At 46.0% G+C, this 18,509-nt stretch carries 14 protein-coding genes; 3 read left to right on the top strand and 11 right to left on the bottom strand.

The features are described 5' to 3' along the window. Nucleotides 1-145 precede the first annotated feature (145 nt). Nucleotides 146-2,647, bottom strand: coding sequence for an excinuclease ABC subunit UvrA (gene uvrA, locus HI950_RS04310; protein ID WP_169081424.1), 2,502 nt, complete (start codon nt 2,645-2,647; stop codon nt 146-148). Between the two features lie 268 nt (nt 2,648-2,915). On the opposite strand from uvrA, the gene HI950_RS04305 reads away from it, so the two are divergent. Next, nucleotides 2,916-3,353, top strand: coding sequence for a MarR family winged helix-turn-helix transcriptional regulator (locus HI950_RS04305; RefSeq protein ID WP_223285130.1), 438 nt, complete (start codon nt 2,916-2,918; stop codon nt 3,351-3,353). 173 nt (nt 3,354-3,526) lie between these two features. Here HI950_RS04305 and HI950_RS04300 read toward each other — a convergent pair whose 3' ends face one another. From HI950_RS04300 to modA, 8 genes are all read right to left on the bottom strand, one after another. Further along, on the bottom strand, nt 3,527-4,183 hold the full coding sequence (locus tag HI950_RS04300) for a FusB/FusC family EF-G-binding protein (protein ID WP_169081426.1): 657 nt from the start codon (nt 4,181-4,183) through the stop codon (nt 3,527-3,529). 196 nt (nt 4,184-4,379) lie between these two features. Then, on the bottom strand, nt 4,380-4,943 hold the full coding sequence (locus tag HI950_RS04295) for a flavodoxin family protein (RefSeq protein WP_169081427.1): 564 nt from the start codon (nt 4,941-4,943) through the stop codon (nt 4,380-4,382). Nucleotides 4,944-5,344: 401 nt separating this feature from the next. Next, nucleotides 5,345-6,412: a right-handed parallel beta-helix repeat-containing protein gene (locus HI950_RS04290; protein WP_169081428.1), complete on the bottom strand. Its 1,068-nt coding sequence runs from the start codon at nt 6,410-6,412 to the stop codon at nt 5,345-5,347. A gap of 182 nt (nt 6,413-6,594) precedes the next feature. Then, on the bottom strand, nt 6,595-7,467 hold the full coding sequence (locus HI950_RS04285) for an AraC family transcriptional regulator (RefSeq protein WP_169081429.1): 873 nt from the start codon (nt 7,465-7,467) through the stop codon (nt 6,595-6,597). A gap of 93 nt (nt 7,468-7,560) precedes the next feature. After that, nucleotides 7,561-7,890: a chaperone CsaA gene (gene csaA, locus HI950_RS04280; RefSeq protein ID WP_169081430.1), complete on the bottom strand. Its 330-nt coding sequence runs from the start codon at nt 7,888-7,890 to the stop codon at nt 7,561-7,563. A 58-nt stretch (nt 7,891-7,948) separates the two neighbouring features. Next, nucleotides 7,949-8,458: a GNAT family N-acetyltransferase gene (locus HI950_RS04275; RefSeq protein ID WP_223285087.1), complete on the bottom strand. Its 510-nt coding sequence runs from the start codon at nt 8,456-8,458 to the stop codon at nt 7,949-7,951. 67 nt (nt 8,459-8,525) lie between these two features. Further along, nucleotides 8,526-9,170, bottom strand: a complete 645-nt coding sequence (locus HI950_RS04270) for a hypothetical protein (protein ID WP_169081432.1) — start codon at nt 9,168-9,170, stop codon at nt 8,526-8,528. A 120-nt stretch (nt 9,171-9,290) separates the two neighbouring features. Next, entirely contained in the window at nt 9,291-10,106 is an 816-nt protein-coding gene (gene modA, locus HI950_RS04265; protein WP_169081433.1) for a molybdate ABC transporter substrate-binding protein, read from the bottom strand. A gap of 159 nt (nt 10,107-10,265) precedes the next feature. Here modA and HI950_RS04260 point away from each other — a divergent pair, with 159 nt between their 5' ends. Together HI950_RS04260 and HI950_RS04255 are read left to right on the top strand one after the other, a co-directional pair. Next, on the top strand, nt 10,266-11,216 hold the full coding sequence (locus tag HI950_RS04260) for a helix-turn-helix transcriptional regulator (protein ID WP_169081434.1): 951 nt from the start codon (nt 10,266-10,268) through the stop codon (nt 11,214-11,216). Between the two features lie 130 nt (nt 11,217-11,346). Continuing rightward, nucleotides 11,347-12,723 carry an extracellular solute-binding protein gene (locus HI950_RS04255; RefSeq protein ID WP_169081435.1) on the top strand — a complete coding sequence of 459 codons (1,377 nt, stop codon included), beginning with the start codon at nt 11,347-11,349 and terminating at the stop codon, nt 12,721-12,723. A 99-nt stretch (nt 12,724-12,822) separates the two neighbouring features. Here the strand turns inward: HI950_RS04255 and HI950_RS04250 are convergent, their stop codons facing one another. After that, the gene (locus tag HI950_RS04250; RefSeq protein WP_169081436.1) at nt 12,823-17,298 is read right to left on the bottom strand and encodes an OmpL47-type beta-barrel domain-containing protein; all 4,476 of its coding nucleotides are present in this window, start codon (nt 17,296-17,298) and stop codon (nt 12,823-12,825) included. A 2-nt stretch (nt 17,299-17,300) separates the two neighbouring features. After that, nucleotides 17,301-18,359, bottom strand: coding sequence for a zinc-dependent alcohol dehydrogenase (locus tag HI950_RS04245; RefSeq protein WP_169081437.1), 1,059 nt, complete (start codon nt 18,357-18,359; stop codon nt 17,301-17,303). Between the last annotated feature and the right edge of the window lie 150 nt (nt 18,360-18,509).

Here is an 18,509-nt window from a genome sequence, read left to right as displayed (position 1 = left end):
ATTATTTTATATAGATCGCAAGAAAAATTACATTATACTTTTCAACTCCAATTCTTTAGATTAAATGCATCTTATCATACCCATTTTTTAATTGCAACAAATAAGGGGATTTCTTCCTGTTCTCATTCACACCTTACTTCCCTGATTAGAGTCCTTCAGCCAAAATCCGTTTCAAAAATTGGCCTGTATAAGAAGCGGGCACTTCAGCAACCTCCTCCGGCGTGCCTTCGGCTACTAGTTTGCCGCCTGCTGCTCCACCTTCAGGACCAATATCGATCACCCAGTCGGATTCCCGGATCAGTTCTAAGCTGTGCTCGACAACGACAACGGTGTTGCCTGTATCGACGAGCTTATTAAGCAATACTTGAAGCTGTTTAATATCGGATGGATGGAGTCCGGTCGTCGGTTCATCGAGCAGATAGAGCGCATGGTTTTTGGATGGCTTACTTAGCTCTTTCGCCAGCCTGATCCGCTGCCCTTCGCCGCCAGATAACGTTTTGACCGATTGCCCCCATTTCAGATAGCCAAGCCCTACCTCGCACAGCATAGCAATGATGCCGGCAATCTTTGTCTCTGACTTTAGGATCGGCAGGCTCTCCTGCACCGAAATATTCAGCAAATCTGAGATGGAGAAGCCTTCATACTTAACCTGCAGCACCTCGTCAGTAAACCTTTTCCCCTTGCAATCGTGGCACTTTACCTCTAGTTCGGGCAGGAAATTCATATCTACGGACAACACACCCAAGCCTTGGCATGTCTCGCAGCGGCCTCCAGGCGTATTGAATGAAAAATGCTTAGCAGTCAGCTTACTTTCTTTGGCCTCAGGCAATCCGGCAAATAGCTGGCGCAGATGCGTAAACACATCGGTATAGGTCGCGACGTTCGAGCGCTGAACTCTTCCCATTGGCGTTTGGTCAAAGATTACGATATTGCCTACATGCTCCAAGCCCGATATTTTGCTGCATCCTGTCTGAACCTGTCCCTTAGCATTTCCTCGCGCAAGGATATCGAAGACAAGCGTCGATTTGCCCGAGCCCGAAACACCGGTTACAGAAATTAAATTGCCAAGTGGGAAGGAAACACTCGGAATATTAATATTTCGAACCTGTGCCTCTTCGATCGTGACTTGCTGTCCGTTCTCTTTCCTGCGTACGCGTGTAGACGTCGAGAGTCTTTCTTCTCTCATATAAGCCCCCGTTACCGAAAGCTCGCTTGCCATTAAATCCTCCAGACTGCCCTCTCCCACAACGGTTCCACCATATAATCCAGCACCAGGGCCGATATCAATAATATGATCAGCAGCACGCATCATCTCGACGTCATGCTCGATAACGAGTACGGTATTGCCCAGATCGCGCAGTTCCTGAAGCACTCTTATGAGACCAACCGTATCCCGAGGATGCAAACCCGTCGTTGGTTCGTCCAAAATATAAAGCACGCCGGTTAGGCCTGAACCAAGCAATGATGCAAGCCGCAGCCTTTGTGCTTCTCCGCCAGAGAGGGTTACGCTCTGCCGGTTCATCGAGAGATAGCCAAGTCCAACATCCACAATCCGTTTTAACCTTGTAGGCATATCATGGAGAATCGGTTCAAGCAAATGAAGCCCTTCGGGTGGGAGCGCCGCTTGCAATCCTCTTGTCCAATCATATACTTCGTCGAGCGACCAGTCTGATACATCGGAGATCGATGCGTCAGCTACCCGAACGAGACGAATATCTTTCTTTAGGCGAGCTCCGTGGCATTTATGACAAAGCTGCTCGTGAAAAAAGCCGTCTTTTTCCGAAGATCCTGACTCTCCCTCCTTCTCTTTGTAACGCCGCCATAGACCTGGTATAACACCTTCAAATTTAGTGCCTTGAACAGGCTTCACATTCGGGTAGTGGCGCTTGAATGCATCGCTCTCGACTCCGTAGTACAGCAAATCACGCTGAATTTCACCGTAATCCTTCAAGGGCTGATCTGGATCAAGCTCAAACCCGTAATGCTTACCGGCGGCCATTAATATGCGGATTTGAATATCGCGGTGGACGCCATTCAGAGAAGCAACTCCCCCGTCGCGAACGCTGAGCGCAGGATTGAAAACAGCCGCTTCGTTGATGCTTGCTACATGGCCAAGCCCACTGCACGCTTCGCAAGCTCCTTCCGGCTTGTTGAAGGAAAAGTGAGGCATACTGAGCTTCTCCAGCTCTGCCTTGCAATGCGGACAGCTCATCGTCTGGCGATCTAAGTCCTCGTCTTCATCTGCGAGAAATCCTGCCGGCTCAAAAGTAGGCGGGATGCTGCCATTGCAAGATGGGCAAATCCGTTCACCCAGCCTAGAAAAGATAAAGCGAACATAGGTGTATATATCTGTCACAGTTCCGACTGTCGAGCGCGGGTTGCGGTTGGTGACGTGCTGTCCGACGCTGATGGACGGAGACAGTCCTTCAATAGACTCGACCTTCGGCCGGCTGATTGAATCCGACGTCAAGCCCATGGATTCCATATACTGCCGCTGGCATTCCCGCTGGAGCGTATCCATAGCCAGCGTCGATTTGCCGGATCCTGACGGGCCCGTTAGGACGACAAGCTTATATTTAGGAATGGAAAGCGAAACATTCTTTAGGTTATTTTCCCGCGCACCCTTAATAACAATGGCTTCTTTCACAAAAAATCCTCCTCATGCTCCAAAATGATCGTATCTTTAAAGGGATCGTACTCAGAGCTTCTCTCATACATAGGTACATGGATTACCCTTTTGCAATTTCATAATGATTTCGATAAAATAAATGTGATTAATGTTAGTTTAATCTAGTATCTTGAATACAAAGTATCTTGATTATCGAGATATATTACATCTTAATAAGGAGGGTTATCTTTTGTCAAGCGATCAACAAGATCAACCAACAGAGCTGCAGGAAAAGTTCACCTTACGCATGCGGGGGCTGGGAAGCCGAACTGTGCTCTACCAGCAAAATGTTGCTGCTTCTCTGGGTTTATACAATAATGATTTTCTATCCATAGATATCCTTCGAGAGAAAGGTCCTATTACCGCCGGTGAGCTGTCAAAACTAACCGGGCTTGCCACAGGCAGCGTTACTGCGTTAATCGACCGGCTTGAAAAAAACGGTTTTGTGCGCAGGCAAAATGATCCAAATGACCGTCGCAAAGTCATTATTGTCCCTTTGTATGAAAATAAAGAAGAGGTCAGCCGTACATATCTTCCGCTTCATGCCGCAATGATTAAACTGGCTTCCTCCTATACCGATGATGAGCTTGAGCTCATTACACAGTTTTTGGACAAGGCGAGTATGGTGTTAGAAGATCAGATCCATCATCTCAGCTCCACCATAGGCACCAAATCTTCTTCCTAATCCTTATAGCTTAAAAATCAAAAAGGACGATTTACCGATTTATTAAAATGACATCGGAGTATCGCCCTTTTTAGGCTTCTGAACCTTTATATGAATAGGCTTAAACATACGGTAGGAGCAAAAAAACAGCCGATTCCTTTCTTACAAGGAATCGGCTGTTTTTGGAATTGCATTTATTTCATATACAGGTTGCTAATGAATTTTTCCAATGCTGTAGTATCTGAGATGTTCTTATTGCAAGCCTCGCTGTTCACGCACATATAATTGCCAATCGCTTTGTAATAATCAGGCGATGCATGAGCTGGCTTTGATTTCGTGATCGCCGTAAATAAAGCAACCTCTTCATGCCGATTGCACAGAAAGCAGGTGCTTTTCTTGTTTGTTGGCGTAAACTTCCCTTCAATGCCGATATGCTGCCCGTTCTGCTCATAAACAAGAAACAATCTGTTCGACGCGATATCGGTCCAGCCGATGTACGTAACAAAACGGTAATCAATAGGAACTAAATCGGGAATCTTCAGCTTTTTCACTTTCGGAAACAGCTTCTTGATTTGCGCAGCCGTTACTTGCGTAAATTCCAGCATTAATGGGTTAAGCGTATGCAAATAGTGCTGGAAATCTTCTGTCCTATTCAGCGTCGAAACGCGCTCCAAATGCTGCTTTTGAAGCTCTGTCGCTTCTGGGAATGCATCTATAATTTTTGTTAGCGTGCTAGACCTGACCGCTTCCACTACTTTCGGATCGGATACGGTGTTGCAAGCATTTTGCAGCAGGTTTGCCTGCTTCTTGATCAAGTTATATTGATGGTTTCTAATAAATGGATTAACCATTGCTTTTCAGCCCCTTATTTTTATTAAAAAAAATGAAGGTGCAAAGCCTTTTATTAGAAACGATATAAGCTCTAGTGGGCGACAGTATTTCAGTCCGGCCCCATGCAAAGTATCGCCCTTCTATTAGGCTTTGCATGAGCAGATTCTTATTCCGGCAAAGTGATTTGCCATTCCTATCGCCTCCCTTTCTGATCCATTATAAATTGAATCCGTCTTGATCTGCAACTGATCGCCATTTCTCCCGGATTTGCTCCACTGCTGCCAAGGATACGGCATCCTGCAAAATATCTCCGGGCTTATTGCCCTTGCCAAGTATATATCCAGCAAAATTCGTGCCGGTATAGCCAAAAATATATTGAAATTGCTGAACGAGCGGAAGCCCTTTTAGATGAGGCTCATCATCACCAATGCCGATCACGTAAGCTGTTTTCGCCGCGAATTTGGCTAGAAATTCCGTCTTATTTTCACGTAATGACTGGGACCATCGATCGATGAACGTTTTCGTTTGCCCGGATGCGCCATACCAATAAATCGGGGTCGTAAATACAAGTACATCCTGTGCCAATACACGTTCAATCACATGATGATAATCGTCATCCGGGTACGGGCCCTGCTCAGAATGCCGGTAATCCGCGATGGGTGCAATGTTATAATCAGACAAATGAATGTGGTCGACTTCAAATCCTTCAACTAAACGTTTAGCTAATTGCTCCGAGTTGCCATTTTTACGCGAACTTCCATAGATCACTGCAATACCCATAACCTACTATCATCTCCCCCGCCTAGTCTATTCCGTTACGCCTTCGATATCTCTGCCTCTTGTTGCTGATAAATCACTTATAAGCTTTCCACTAGGGATAAGGCCAAATCTTTCGCTTCTTGAGGGGTGTCGCCAACGGTTATGAGGTAACCGAGTCGATCATCCGAGCTTTAGCTACCGTGACGGCATCGCCTGCCGTTACCGATAAGTATTAAATTTAACTACACTCAGCATATCAATTTGTAAATTGATTGAATAATAGAACAATTGTATAAACAAATAGAAGATTGTCCCAAGTCATACATATGCTTGGGGATATAGAAAAAGCAGCTCTCCCTCACTAGAGGAAAGAACTGCTTCTGAATGTTTAAACGATGAAATTACCGTACACGTATTCCTTTTTAGGAACCGTACATCTCTCCGCCTTCACCGCTCCAAGTCATCTCGACGAATGTGGAAGGATTAGCTGAAGTTGCGGTTTGGGAGCCGGATGCATAGAGGCCACCAGCAACACCGGACATCGAATAATCGGTAAATAGTTTATTTGAGGAATAATTTGTATAAATCATTGCGCCTGAAAGATTGGATGCCTTTACGTTCTTAAGCTCCAAATGGTTTCCGTAGGATACACCGTCAGAAGCTGTCGTTTTGCTCGTTCTATAGGCTTGACCAGTCGCTTTGTTGTTTTTAACCGTTGTATTAATGATCTGCACATAATTGGCCCTCATGAAAATCCCGTTATTGCCAACCGTAGATTCAGGAACTGTATTCTGGAAATCGACATTGCCGCCAATCACTTTTATATGATGCGTGCCTTCTTTGAAATCAAAGCCATCGTTTTTTGTTTTTATCGCGCTGCAATTCAGAAAGGTAATATAACCGCTTTTGTCTGGATTCGGTTTACTCGTCCAGTTTTGATCCGCATCCCCTACATAGAAGCCTTCGCCAAACTTCCCGCTTAATCCCGCATTTTGCGCAGTGGTGTTCGAGATGAGCCAATATTGGCTGTTTTTTCTAATCTTAATAGCTTCCGACAGCGAATTTTTTCCCGTCACATTGGTTATAAAACCATGTGAAGCTTCAATTAGCAATACTTTGTTTGATTTGGCATTTGCATTTATCGTCACATTTTCCAGCTTGTAATAATTATGCTTGATATGAAAAGCCGCATTGCCTGCAGAAGCAGTAAAATTAAATGTAGCGCCGCTTCCTGTTCCTCTGATCGTGATGTATTTGCCGGATGAACCACTAATTGATGTGGCGATGGTGCCATCAGATACGTTGTATGTTCCAGATACTTGAATAATATCCCCGGGCCGAGCGCTAGCTAAATAGCTGCGAAGAGTCGCAACATTGCCGGCTGGTACTGTTTTTGTTGCAGCTTTAACCGTATGGCTTGGGTAAAACGCGAATACAAGCACGAAGCAAAGTAGCGATAAAACGGTTAGCTTTAATGATGGTTTATTCATTTTCAAACCTCCCCAATTTTTCATATGCTTTCGATTAGTGCCTCCTCATACGTTACCGAATTGGTCGATCCATCCCCGTCATACACGTTTTAAGAAGCTGCCACCTCTTTCCTCAATGAAAAGAATTGTTTAAGCGCTTTAATTATAAAACGATTCAAATAACAAATTGCTGCTCGAAAATATCAATATTCCATCCACATTCGATACCGAAGCGGAGTCATACCATACTTTTTTTTGAACAGTGCGATAAAATACGATGGATAATTGAAGCCGGTCTCTCTGCTAATCTCCTCGATCGTTAAAAAATGGATGGCAAGAAGAGTCCTTGCTTCTTCCAATCGTTTCTCGTTCGTATATTCGATAATCGTCACACCCATCTGCTCCTTGAAGAGCTTTGATAGGTAATTAGGGGAAAAATGCAGCTCTGCTGCCATGTCGTTAATGGTGAATGTCAATCTGTAATGCCTGTCAATCCATTTCAAAATAGCAACGATAGGCTCATTCGAACCTGCTGAAGCCGGATATATGGAAGCATTGCTTTTATCCAGCGAAAAAATATGTCCATTAAAATAAGTGAAAAAATGCAATAAAAACAAAGTGACTAGTTCCTTCTGGAGCTTTAATGGTCCGATAGCAAGCGATTCGTGCAATTGCAAAAAGTGATTCTCCATATAAGAAGCATCCTTGTATGTTAAATGGAAAACCTGAGTGGGTAAATGACGCTCCATCAATTGTGAGAAAGCAGTTGTTAATTGAGGCAGTACGGTGAGGAAACGCTCGATAACGGACGTTTTAATTTTTAAAATGCTGCGAATGTAATCCGGAGGAACGCTAACTTTAATTTCATGCACTTGAAAAGGCTTAATAAGAATTAATGTGCCAGGCTTGAGCGAATACAATTGATTTCCAATGCTGTAGCTGCCAGCCCCTTCGTGAATATACAATATCTCGAGGCCATCGTGGGCATGGAAGTATTCCACTGGCTCCGTATACACCCTTCGATAGTTAAAGAGATACAAATTGTCCCTCCAATCGATCGACTTGTGAATTTTCATAGCATACCTCCTTAAGCCCGACCGGTTGAGGTCGAGCTTTTTTGATCACTGAACTTTTTTACGGATGCGGTTGAGTCGTACTGCGTAGAAATTTCAAGCAATCGGTGTACCGTTTTCAACAGGCACATCTGGTTTCAAGAGAACCACATCACCTTCAGCTGGAGTGCCGCCAATGACCAACACCTCTGATTTAAAACCTGCGATACGTCTAACAGGAAAATTCATTACGGCAATGACTTGACGGCCAATAAGCTGTTCGGATTCATATCTTTGTGTAAGCTGAGCCGAGGATCGTTTAATCCCAACCTCACCAAAATCGATCTCTAATTTTATAGCAGGTTTTCGAGCTTCCGGAAACGGCTCTGCTTTAATTACAGTACCGATACGGATATCAAGTTTCATAAAATCTTCTATGGTTACCACAATTGCTTCCCTCCATTTTTTACGTTGCGAAAATTTACACGATTATTATTATGCTGGATCACTGTAATCTTTTTGCATAACAATGCCTGGGCTTTCCATTGTACATGGGGCGAGTAAACTGGAGAATAAAGCCTTCTGCTTCTAAATTTTTTATGCTCACCGTATTTTTAGGATGTACGGTTGAATACAGGAATCGGAAGCCCGCCGCCCTGGCTCGCTGTTCACGCAGCTGATGGAAATATCGCTGCAAACCAATTCCTCGAGCGGACTCGTGGACGATCGTGGCATCCAGAACGGCAACGTAATCTAATTGTTGCTCATCCACCCCAAATTCCCTTCCTAGATTATCGTCACTCTGTCCAGGGAACGCCAAAACCGAATAGGCAACTAGTGCCCCTTTGAGAAACGCACCGTATATTTCACCTTTTTCTTGGACGAGGCGGTTCATGTTGTTTTCATCATCCATCGCAAAATAGTCCTGAGACGGAAGTCGAGATGCTACATCAACCATAAGCGCCATTATATCTGAAACTTCCCTTTGACCTAGGCGCCTGATCTCCAAATTCATTCCTTCTATGCTCCGCATTGCTGGAAATCCTCCAAATTATCGTGTTAACCATGGGGATGTACTGTTTCTACGCACTGATGCCGTTACCAGATTGCTGGATAATTGCTGTCGATAGAAGATTTTTACCCATGATCCATACGGCAAGACCTGTTCCCCATAAAATGATTGCAGAGCCAATACCAACGATGGACATGTAGGCGTTAATCTGATTTTCTCCGACTGTTACATTTATAGGGGCAAACAACCATGTACAAACCGCGAGCAAACAGAGCAGCGCACCTGTTATGTAATAAAGCTTCACCTGGAATAAAGGTGCCAATGGAAAAAAATGAATGCCGACAATAATAGCAATAAGGATTGGAATAAGCTCACTGTGGCCAATCGCATTGCATATAGCAACCGCTATAAAGATCGCGATGCCTTCCGCTGCGAAAATCAGATTAAACTTCACCTTGAGTTGCTTACTGAATCTGGCATCCGACTTCATACCTTGATTTGTTAGTTTCCTCGATGCACGAATAAGCGAGCCTGCGCCGATGAACAAGAAGCCGCCAATCGCCACTGCAAGGATCAACAAAAATACGGTTCCCCAGCCCTGCAAACCCATAACTCCCGTATAGGCCCAAAGCGTTCCGAATAAAGCCATGAATATAACCCCTGAAGCTGTCCCTCTGATCGCTGCACCAGGTATCGTGCTTGAACTTTTTGTCACTTAATCGAATCTCCTTTCGAATGTGTTTCCAAATCGATAGCGTTGGTCGTCCTCTCCATTCATTATATTCTTTAGAACAGTACGTTTTTCCTTTTCTTGTATCACAGTCGCGGGTGAAGCCTATTTCAATACAGAAAACCCGTACTTAACAAATACGTCAAGCGCTTCTTGCGATTGCAAATACGTGTAAAACTCCTCCGCCTCTTTGGCGTGCTTAGTCGCTTTTACGATACCTATCGGATATTGAATCGTCTTGTAAGTTGCTGCATCAACCGCAAATGCTACTTCTACTTTTTCGGTTGCCAGCGCATCTGTCTTATAGACAAAGCCTGCGTCCGCATTTCCGGTTTCTACATATTGCAATACTTGCCTTACGTCCTTTGCTTGTACGGATTTGCCCTGAAGCGTATCCCACAGCTTCGTGTTCGTCAGCGCTTCCTTGGCATAGATGCCAGCAGGCACGCTTTCCGGTATGCCAATGGCAATCGTTTTCACTTCGGCTTTAGTCAGATCGGTTACATTTTCAATCGGTATTTTAGCGTCTTTAGGAACGACAACAACAAGCTCATTTTTCAACAAGTTGATTTGTTGGTTTGGAGCAATTAGCTGTTTGTCTACAAGCTCCGCCATATTCTTAACGGCTGCAGACAGGAACAAATCGGCTGGCGCCCCTTGCTCAATTTGCTGCTGCAGCGCACCGGAAGCACCGAAGTTAAAGCTTAGCTTAATCGTGGCGTTTTGGGCTTCAAATGCCTTTTGAATTTCCGTTAATGCGTCAGTCAAGCTCGCTGCAGCCGAGATGGTCAGCTCTACCTTTTCGGCGGGCAGTTGGCTAGGCTCGCTTGTCGTATTTGGTACAGTGCCACATCCCGCGAATACCAAAGTCATGACTACAACAATGGACAGGAACATATAGGCTTTAATCATTTTTAACATAGATGTTTCTCCTTTGTTATGTTTAGTTATAATTAAATATATCTAAATATATTATATACCGATCATTTCTTTTGTAAATGCGTTTTACCGAACGTTCAGATTTTAATATGTTACAATGAAAAAAAGAATAGGATCGTACAGAAAGTAAGGAGGAGCATCATGTCCAGCGATGTCTCGTATACAACCGAAGAAATTGCCAAACTGCTAAAAATATCCAAACTCACCGTATATGATCTTATAAAAAGAGGCGAGCTGCCCTCATACCGTGTAGGCAAACAGATGCGTGTCGACCCTTCCGATTTGGAAGCCTATAAACAGCGCGCAAAAGGCGTGCAAATGAATGAACGTCCCGTTATGACAGAGCTTCCTGCACAGTCACTTGCGCATGCATCCCATACCGGGCTCCGCCCCCTCGTTATTACAGGTCAGGATCTCAGCCTTGACATTCTAGTGAAGCATATGGAAAAAAAGATGGACGGCATTCGTCCGCTGCGCGCATATGTCGGAAGTCTTGACAGTCTGATCTCGATGTACCGCGGTGAATCCGACATCGTCAGCACTCATCTCCTCGACGGGGATACTGGCGAATACAACCTTCCCTATATCAGAAAGCTTCTGATAGGCTCGTCTTACATCGTCGTCAACTTACTTTCCAGATATGCAGGCTTCTACGTCAAGCAAGGCAATCCTTTATCGTTGAAGAGCTGGTCTGATTTAGGCAATCCAGGGTTGCGGATTGCTAATCGGGAGAAAGGCTCCGGCGCTCGCGTTCTGCTGGATGAACAGCTTCGTCTACATGGATTAATATCCAACCAGCTTATCGGCTATGAGCAAGAACAAAGCAATCATCTAGGCGTAGCCTCCAAAGTGGCATCAGGTGAGGCCGATGTCGGAATTGGCATAGAGAAAGCGGCGTCTATCGTAGGCAACATTTCGTTTATTCCGTTAATTCAAGAGCGCTACGATCTCGTCATGCTGAAAACCGCCAACAATCAGGCATGGATTCAGTCTTTGCTCCATATTCTCAGATCCGATGATTTCAAGAAGGAGCTTCAATCGATTTCAGGCTATGACCTGACGCGAACCGGCGAAATCTTATTGGAAACGTAGAGTAGGCAAGCCTTACTCTAGTATTGTTTTAGAAGGCTAAGATGCAAATCGGTTTCGTTTTATATTATAATGTAGCCCAGATAGCTACCAATTCCTATACTTCACAATTCGCTTGGAGGTTCAGAGACAAATGACGGGCAAGCCCAGAAGATCGACCTTCCGAACCAGACTTGAAGAAATGGTCACCGCGTTAAGCAACGACATTTTAACCGGAAAGCTGCAGCCTGGGGACTTCCTGCCCTCTGAATTGATGCTTGCCGAGCAGTTCCAGCTTAGCAAAAACTCGGTACGCAAAGGACTGGAAATGCTGCTCCAGCTTGAAATGATCGAAAAAGCGCCGCGAATCGGAACAAGAGTCGTAGGACCAGGAATGAACAAAAGAATTACGCTTAGATTCGGATACTACCCCACGCTCATGCTGGAAGCTAACCTCAAACAGCTCGTTGACCGCTTTCAACAGCAATATCCGCATATTCAGCTTAAAATGGTCCCTCTCTCGGAAACGTTTTTCTCTACGACTCCGCAGGAAGCGCTCGATCGGGATGAGCTCGATCTGATCACGTTAAATACCCATCACTTCGGGCTTTGCAAGGAGAATGGGGAAATTAAAAATATGCTGGAACCGCTTGAGCGAAAGGAAGACACTTATTCTTTTCTATTGCGGCCTTTTACTGCGGATAATAGCCTATATGTACAGCCATTTACGTTCTCGCCGATCGTCCTGTGTTACAATAAGGATCATTTTCGAGAGGCTAAGCAGCCAGAGCCGGATAGCAGCTGGCATTGGAACGACGTGCAGAAAGCCGCGCAAGCTTTAACGATCCATCACGACCGAATCGGCTTGTTTTTTCATTTGCAATCCATCAATCGTTGGCCGCTCTTTCTTCTGCAGAACAAAGTCGTATTCGAGCGGGATGAGCTAGGCAAGCTCATCGTTGACAACGAGCCTTTCCGAGAAGCGATGCGTTTAAGCCTACATCTCTTTGAAGGAATGAATCCGGAAAATTTGTATATGTCGGAAAATGATTCTGATTGCGAAATGTATTTTTTGCAGCAGAAAGCTTCTATGATCGTAACCAGCTACTTCAGCTTAAACCACCTGCGCCATGCGGAATTTAATTACGACATCGCGCCACTTCCCTATTCTGAGGAAGCAAGAACACAGCTGCTAGTTATTGGCCTTGCCATCAACAAATCCAGTGAACACAAGGAAGCTGCCCAAATGCTGCTTGATTATCTCATCTCGGACGAAACCCAGCTCCATATTCGCCAGCATACGCTCAGCATTCCAAGCGACAAAGGGGTGGCGGAATGGATGGGAAAAGAGCCGTTGAAGCGCCCATCCCGTTTTCATATGTACAGAGACATTGTCCCGACGTTTCTCAACTACTCAGATATGAATATCACCTTCCGCGAGCTGGAAATTATACGGCGTATTTTCAAGCTATACTGGGCCCGTTTGGACGATTTTGATACCGTATTCCAAAGGTTAAAGGAAGCTCTATAGTATCGTAAAAACGGGTAAAGGAGCCTCATCGCTCCTCTACCCGTTTTTAATAATCGCTTCAGTTGTATGCTGCCTTGAACGCTTATATCGCCTACAAGCTTAAATTTGAAATGTAATCAATGGGTTTGTCGCTATATCGCTTAATAACTGCTTATACGTTCCAGCATAAGTCATGGCAAAAGAATAAGAACCAGGCAGCAGCTCCTTCGTAATCTGGCCACCGCTCGTGTTGCCAATGCTTCGCCAGCCTCCGGCATAGTAGCTAGCCGATCCGTTATCTACAGGATTTCCCTGTGAGTCTTTGAGCATCAATGTAACATTGATCGTTCGAAAGACAATGACAGCGTCATCTGCCGTATTTTGCACTACCTGCGTATGCGTTCCTTCATATTTCATTTCGAAGGTGTAAGATCCAGGCAACAGCTCTTTGCTGATCTCCCCGCCCTGCGTTTCTCCAATGGCTCTCCAGCTTCCTGCGTAATAGCTTGCTGTGCCAGCATCCAGCGGATTGCCGAGACTATCCTTGAGCTGAAGCCTGACGTTGACGGTCTGGAAAACAACAACTGCGTCCGTTCCTGTATTTTGCGTTAATTGCTTGCGAGTCCCTTCATAAGTCATAGCGAAAGCATAGCTTTTGCTCGGCAACGATTTGCTGATTTGTCCATTTGCATCCGTCACGCCGAAGCTTTTCCATTCCCCGTCATAATAAGCGACTTCTCCACCGCTTAACGGATTTCCACTGCTGTCCTTAAGCTGAACGCTGACGGTTGTGGCCGCCACCACAAAGCTAACCGATTGCGAGGCTTCGGTATTCCCTGCTGAATCCGTCGACTTAAAGTGAATATTATACTGGCCTTGCTTGTTGAAGGAAATGGGTGATGCATACTGCTGCCATGTTATCCCATTATCCAGACTGTACACGGTCCCCTGCACGCCCGATAAATTATCCGCTCCATTAAGCGTTAACGTGACTGGACCTGCATACGAACCGTTCGGTCCGTCCGATTGCGAAGGGGTTAGGCTCGCGATAGTTACGGGTGCTGTTTTGTCTATATTGCTTATCTCAAAGCTGGTTACGCTCGAGAGGTTCCCATCGGAATCTGAGCTTCTTGCGAACAGGATATCGTTACTGGAGACGATGATAGGATCCTTGTATACGGTCCAAGTGCCGTTAGCGCCCAGCTTGAATTCTTTCAAAGCCGCATCGGTAGGATAGCTAATATACACGGTGACATTAACGTTAGTCGGAGTTATTATATCTGCAGTGAAGGCTGGCTCAGCCTGTGCTAGCGTTACCGTAACCTCGATCGTATTTGTTCGTATTTTCTTGCCGCCTAAGGTAATATCTGCATAAATATTCGCCTTTCCTGGCTTGAGCGCTAGAGCCTTCCCATTCTGAACGTTCAGCACGTCCTGATCGCTGCTAGTAAACGATATCGCACTGCCTGCCATAATAGCTTCGCGACCATTTGCCAAAATGCCAGCGCTCAGAACCGATTCGCTTTCCCCTTCTTTCAGGCTAGTTTTATTCATAGAAATCGAAGCTGAAGCAAGCGGAACCGGCAGCCTGAACAATGTAGGCCCCGAAGTGTAATATAGGCTGCCATCTGTGCCGATGTCGAGCAAGTTCGTTTGCGCATCCACGAGCTTACGTGATTTTAGCGTTACAGGATCAATTACAGTCACAAATCGGGCGATGGTTGTATAGAGCAGGCCATCTTGACCCCAGCGCAAATAGAAGGATCGCCACGTGTTGCCGACGTTCGCATTCGGGTAGATTAGCTTGCTCTTTACGATCTTGTATGTGCTTGGATTCATTGCATAGATTGCAAATGTTGTTCCACCTTCCGCATCTTCTCCCCAAGCAGCTCCCCATAGCATGCCGTCTGGGCCAAAAGACAAACCACCGAGCAATTTGGGGGTAGGCAGGCCGGGAATGTCCGGATCAATCTCATCGAGCTTAATGCCAGCGGCAGCATCCCATTTGAACAATTTGGCTTTCACGGCAGAACTAGCAGTGCCGAGCCCGCCTTCGATCGAGGTGCCTCCGAAAACGATTCCTTCTTTGTAAGCGAGTGAGATTATGCTTTGATCGTTTACAACATTCCGATGAGTCGTCCACTGATCGGCTTCCTCATTAAAGATGGTTAAGCTTCCCCCGAGCTGCCCGTAGACCGGAATCGTTCCGATAAACAATTTATTATCACCTGAAGCGAAAGCGTAAGGACGGTCTTGCGAATCGGGGATCGTATAAACGAGCTTAGGATTATCCCAAGCCAGATTTTCATAATGATAAGGCTGGCTGGAATCGTAGCTATAAATCCGTGCGCCCCCGTACGCTCCAAAATAAGCTTTGCCGTTCAAAAAGCCGATTTCCTCGACTTGGTGCGGAGATTCGGGAGCTGATGCTTGCACCTCATAGGTTTGCGCAGACTCTTTGAATACGCTCAACCCATCAATGAAGCCACCTAGATATAGATTGGCATCCGGTCCCATTGCAAGACTCTGAATATTGACGCCGCTTCTAGCCATCGGAACTTGGATGGTTTGCAAGGAATGATCCTGTGGGTTAAATAGCGTATATTTTCCGTTCTCGTACAACGTAGCGAGCACTTGGCTGCCGTTTGGCAATGTGATCCAGTTAAACGCTCTGCTCGAATTTTCTGGAAGCTCGATTTCGGGAGTAACTGGTCCAGCCGTATTTGTTGCGGCGTTATAAGTCCATAAGGTATTCGAATATTTATTGCGGTAATAAAGGAGGTTGGAATCATAAGGAGAAGGCGGCGAGATAATGCCATCGAACGCTTTGGAGTCCGTATAAGCAAATTCATATTTAACGTCGAAGGTATCCTCATCCAAGATCGCGAGAGAAGTACCGTGCGCAACATACAAAATGCCGTTGTAAGCCCAGATGTTGCTCACGAAGCCTTCATTCCCTGCAAACGGAAGCGGAATCTCCATTTTTTCCCCACTGCTTCTGTCAACGCGGACCAAATGTTTGAATGCGCCTATGCCGGCATACAAATAATGATCGGTAACCCCACTCCCCCGAACATATTCCTGGTCCTCATACATATTGCCAAGGTCAATAAACTCCCCATTTTGCGTATTGTAACTAAATATTTCGGCGTTCGGATAGGTTGAACCGTAAATGATGCCGTCAAAGCTCGAATCCAAATCCCATACGAAATTTTCGGAAGGGTTATCACCAACCACTGATATTTCTTTTGCGATTGGGTCGTATTTCCACAGCGTACGATTGCTCGTAGCGGAAAAATAGACGTTATTGTCCGATCCTACTGTAACCGCCCATGTTTCCGTCGTTCCGGGAACTTCTTTTGAGAAAATGACATTCCCCGAAACTGCATCGACCGCATAGAACGTTCCAGGTGCGCCGTTAGCTACGAAATAAAGCTGGCCGTTTCCTATCGCACCTCCTAACGTTAACGAGGCAAGCGTCGCTTTTCCTAAATTCACGGGCTGACCATAAGGGTGCGGAAGCGTTAGCGTCTCATTTTCTTTCAATGCAAAAGAGACATCATCGAAATAGGCTTTGCTAAGTGCTCCCGTGCCCGAGTACAGCAATATTTTCGCCGTCCTCGCTTCCAACGGAACTATCCCTTCCACTTTCATGGTTTTCCACGTTTGGAGTGGACTAGCGAACTGTACGGAGGATACGCCGGCTTCAGCGCCCGAGTTATCGTAATATTTAATATACATGATAACGCTTCCACCAGAAGCTAAATAAACGCTTGCTTTCGCTTCATACAAACCGTCTGGTTGAATGCTTATGGCTTGGGTACTTATTCCCGCGGGAAGCAAGCTGCTGGTGTCCTCGATCAGAAGGCTTGACAGGCCGCTGTTTTGCTCCGCCTTGCTTAAGGTCACGGAACTAGGCGGAGAGCCGGGAAATACTCCCCACCCGGGAATCGCCGTTCCGGTGGAAGGGTCTTCAAATCCAGGGTTCACAACCGCTATCTGCTCGGCAACAAGGTTGAACCGGGCATCGTCTGCGTAACCCGTCATAGCTGTACCCGTAGAAGCATAAACGAAAATGGTTGCATAGGCGGCATCGGGTGGCGCGATCCCATTCACATGGATATCAAGCCATTTGTTTAAAGGCGGTGCTGCAAGCGAATAGGTCGCTTGCTTGTTCAAGGGCTGCCCCGTGCCTCCATACCAGCGAATCCAGAGCGCCGGAGCTCCGGTATGGCTCTCAACGTTCATCCGAATTGCCGCCTCGTATGTTTTCCCGGGTGTAACAGGCAGCTTTACGCTTTCAGCTCCAAGCGGCGCACTTCCTGTCGCCTTTACGATTTTCAGACTTCTGACTCCCTCGTACTTCGTCGTTTCCGACAGCGAAAGACCGCTTTGTATACCGCTGGAATAATAGTTCCAGCTTGGGATTTTAACCGAGACAAGCTCTTGTTCGAATCCGGAGTTAGGAACCTCTAGCGCCTCTGCTGTGTTGGCAGCCCATACGTTCGAGGGCAGTAGGAGAGCTAAACATAGGAAGGCTAAAACCCCGCATATCCATTTAGGAAAAGTCATTTTTCCAACCATTGCTATCCACATTCTCAACAGCCTCCTGGTATCGTTTTTAATACGGTCATCCTTGTATCACTAGCTTGCTCCTTCCCGTAATCAACAAGAATGCCAAGCACGTCTCGCGGAGACTCGCGAAGCAGCTCGTATGCCTCCGACAATGATGGTAAATCCATCTCATGGGTAATTAGCATCTGAACGGAAATTCGCCTTTCCGCGAGGAGGCGAATAAACTCTGCCATATTTCGGCCTTCCGTCCACCTTACGTAACCGATCGGATAATCAACTGCCTTGCGTTCATAGGTTTCGTCATATCGCCCTGGACCGCCAGCACGCGAAATGAGCATTTGAGCCTCTTTGGCAAACATCACCTCCCTGTCGAAATCCATCTTCACATCGCCGACAATGACGATTTTACCTCTATCCCGAATCCAATGAAGAGCCTGGTCGATGATTCCCGCATTAGCGCCATTCGCGCAAATAATGACCGCATCCGCCCCTTGCTGCTGCGTAATGAAATCAATGGCGCATTGAACCTCTTTTGCTGAGTTATACACATTTGCAGCGCCAGCTTCAGAAAGCTTCTCGCAGCGTTCCGCGAGCAGATCGAAGCCGATCAGCCTATAGCCGGATGCTTCTGCAATTTGACCCGCGATTTGACCTAGTATGCCGAGTCCAATCACAACAACCGTTTCCCCAAATCGCAAATCTGCCTGCCGCAGCGCATGAATGGCAATCGCGCCGATTCCAACGAAGGCCGCTTCTGATGAATGGCATTCATCAGGCAGTGCAACGACTAGATGCTTCGGAACAGCGAGTAGTTCCGCATGTCTGACATAAGGTGAACCATAGCAGGCAACCCTTTGCCCTCTCCTCAAATGTGATATGCCCTCCCCGATTTCCTTCACGACTCCCATAGCGCTGTATCCAAGTGGAATCGCATGCTCGATCAGCATGCTATTCAAGAGCAATTCCGTTCCTGAGCTGATTGCGGAATAGCAAGTTTCGACCAACACATCGTTTGCTCCGGCGGAGGGTTCCTCCAATTCAATAATTTCAATCTTGCCTTTCAGTGAAATTACAGCTTTCATCAAACTTGCTCCTCTCTGTCCGATCCACCAAGGTTAATTCAATTAACTGGTTCACATTTGGTTCATATATGCATGTTATAACGATACCCAAATGCTGTCAAACGTTTTTTTGAATAAATATAATCGTTTTCATCCTTCTATTCAGGAGGA

Source organism: Paenibacillus sp. PL91, assembly GCF_012935325.2.
Lineage (GTDB): Bacteria > Bacillota > Bacilli > Paenibacillales > Paenibacillaceae > Pristimantibacillus.
This window is presented reverse-complemented; position numbering and strand designations above follow the sequence as displayed.

Excerpts from the sequence above, each read along its gene's own strand:
- HI950_RS04305 (WP_223285130.1), top strand. The coding sequence starts at position 2,916 with ATGCGGGGGCTGGGAAGCCGAACTGTGCTCTACCAGCAAAATGTTGCT.
- HI950_RS04300 (WP_169081426.1), bottom strand. The coding sequence starts at position 4,183 with ATGGTTAATCCATTTATTAGAAACCATCAATATAACTTGATCAAGAAG.
- HI950_RS04295 (WP_169081427.1), bottom strand. The coding sequence starts at position 4,943 with ATGGGTATTGCAGTGATCTATGGAAGTTCGCGTAAAAATGGCAACTCG.
- HI950_RS04290 (WP_169081428.1), bottom strand. The coding sequence starts at position 6,412 with ATGAATAAACCATCATTAAAGCTAACCGTTTTATCGCTACTTTGCTTC.
- HI950_RS04285 (WP_169081429.1), bottom strand. The coding sequence starts at position 7,467 with ATGAAAATTCACAAGTCGATCGATTGGAGGGACAATTTGTATCTCTTT.
- HI950_RS04275 (WP_223285087.1), bottom strand. The coding sequence starts at position 8,458 with ATGAATTTGGAGATCAGGCGCCTAGGTCAAAGGGAAGTTTCAGATATA.
- modA (WP_169081433.1), bottom strand. The coding sequence starts at position 10,106 with ATGTTAAAAATGATTAAAGCCTATATGTTCCTGTCCATTGTTGTAGTC.
- HI950_RS04260 (WP_169081434.1), top strand. The coding sequence starts at position 10,266 with ATGTCCAGCGATGTCTCGTATACAACCGAAGAAATTGCCAAACTGCTA.
- HI950_RS04255 (WP_169081435.1), top strand. The coding sequence starts at position 11,347 with ATGACGGGCAAGCCCAGAAGATCGACCTTCCGAACCAGACTTGAAGAA.
- HI950_RS04250 (WP_169081436.1), bottom strand. The coding sequence starts at position 17,298 with ATGTGGATAGCAATGGTTGGAAAAATGACTTTTCCTAAATGGATATGC.
- HI950_RS04245 (WP_169081437.1), bottom strand. The coding sequence starts at position 18,359 with ATGAAAGCTGTAATTTCACTGAAAGGCAAGATTGAAATTATTGAATTG.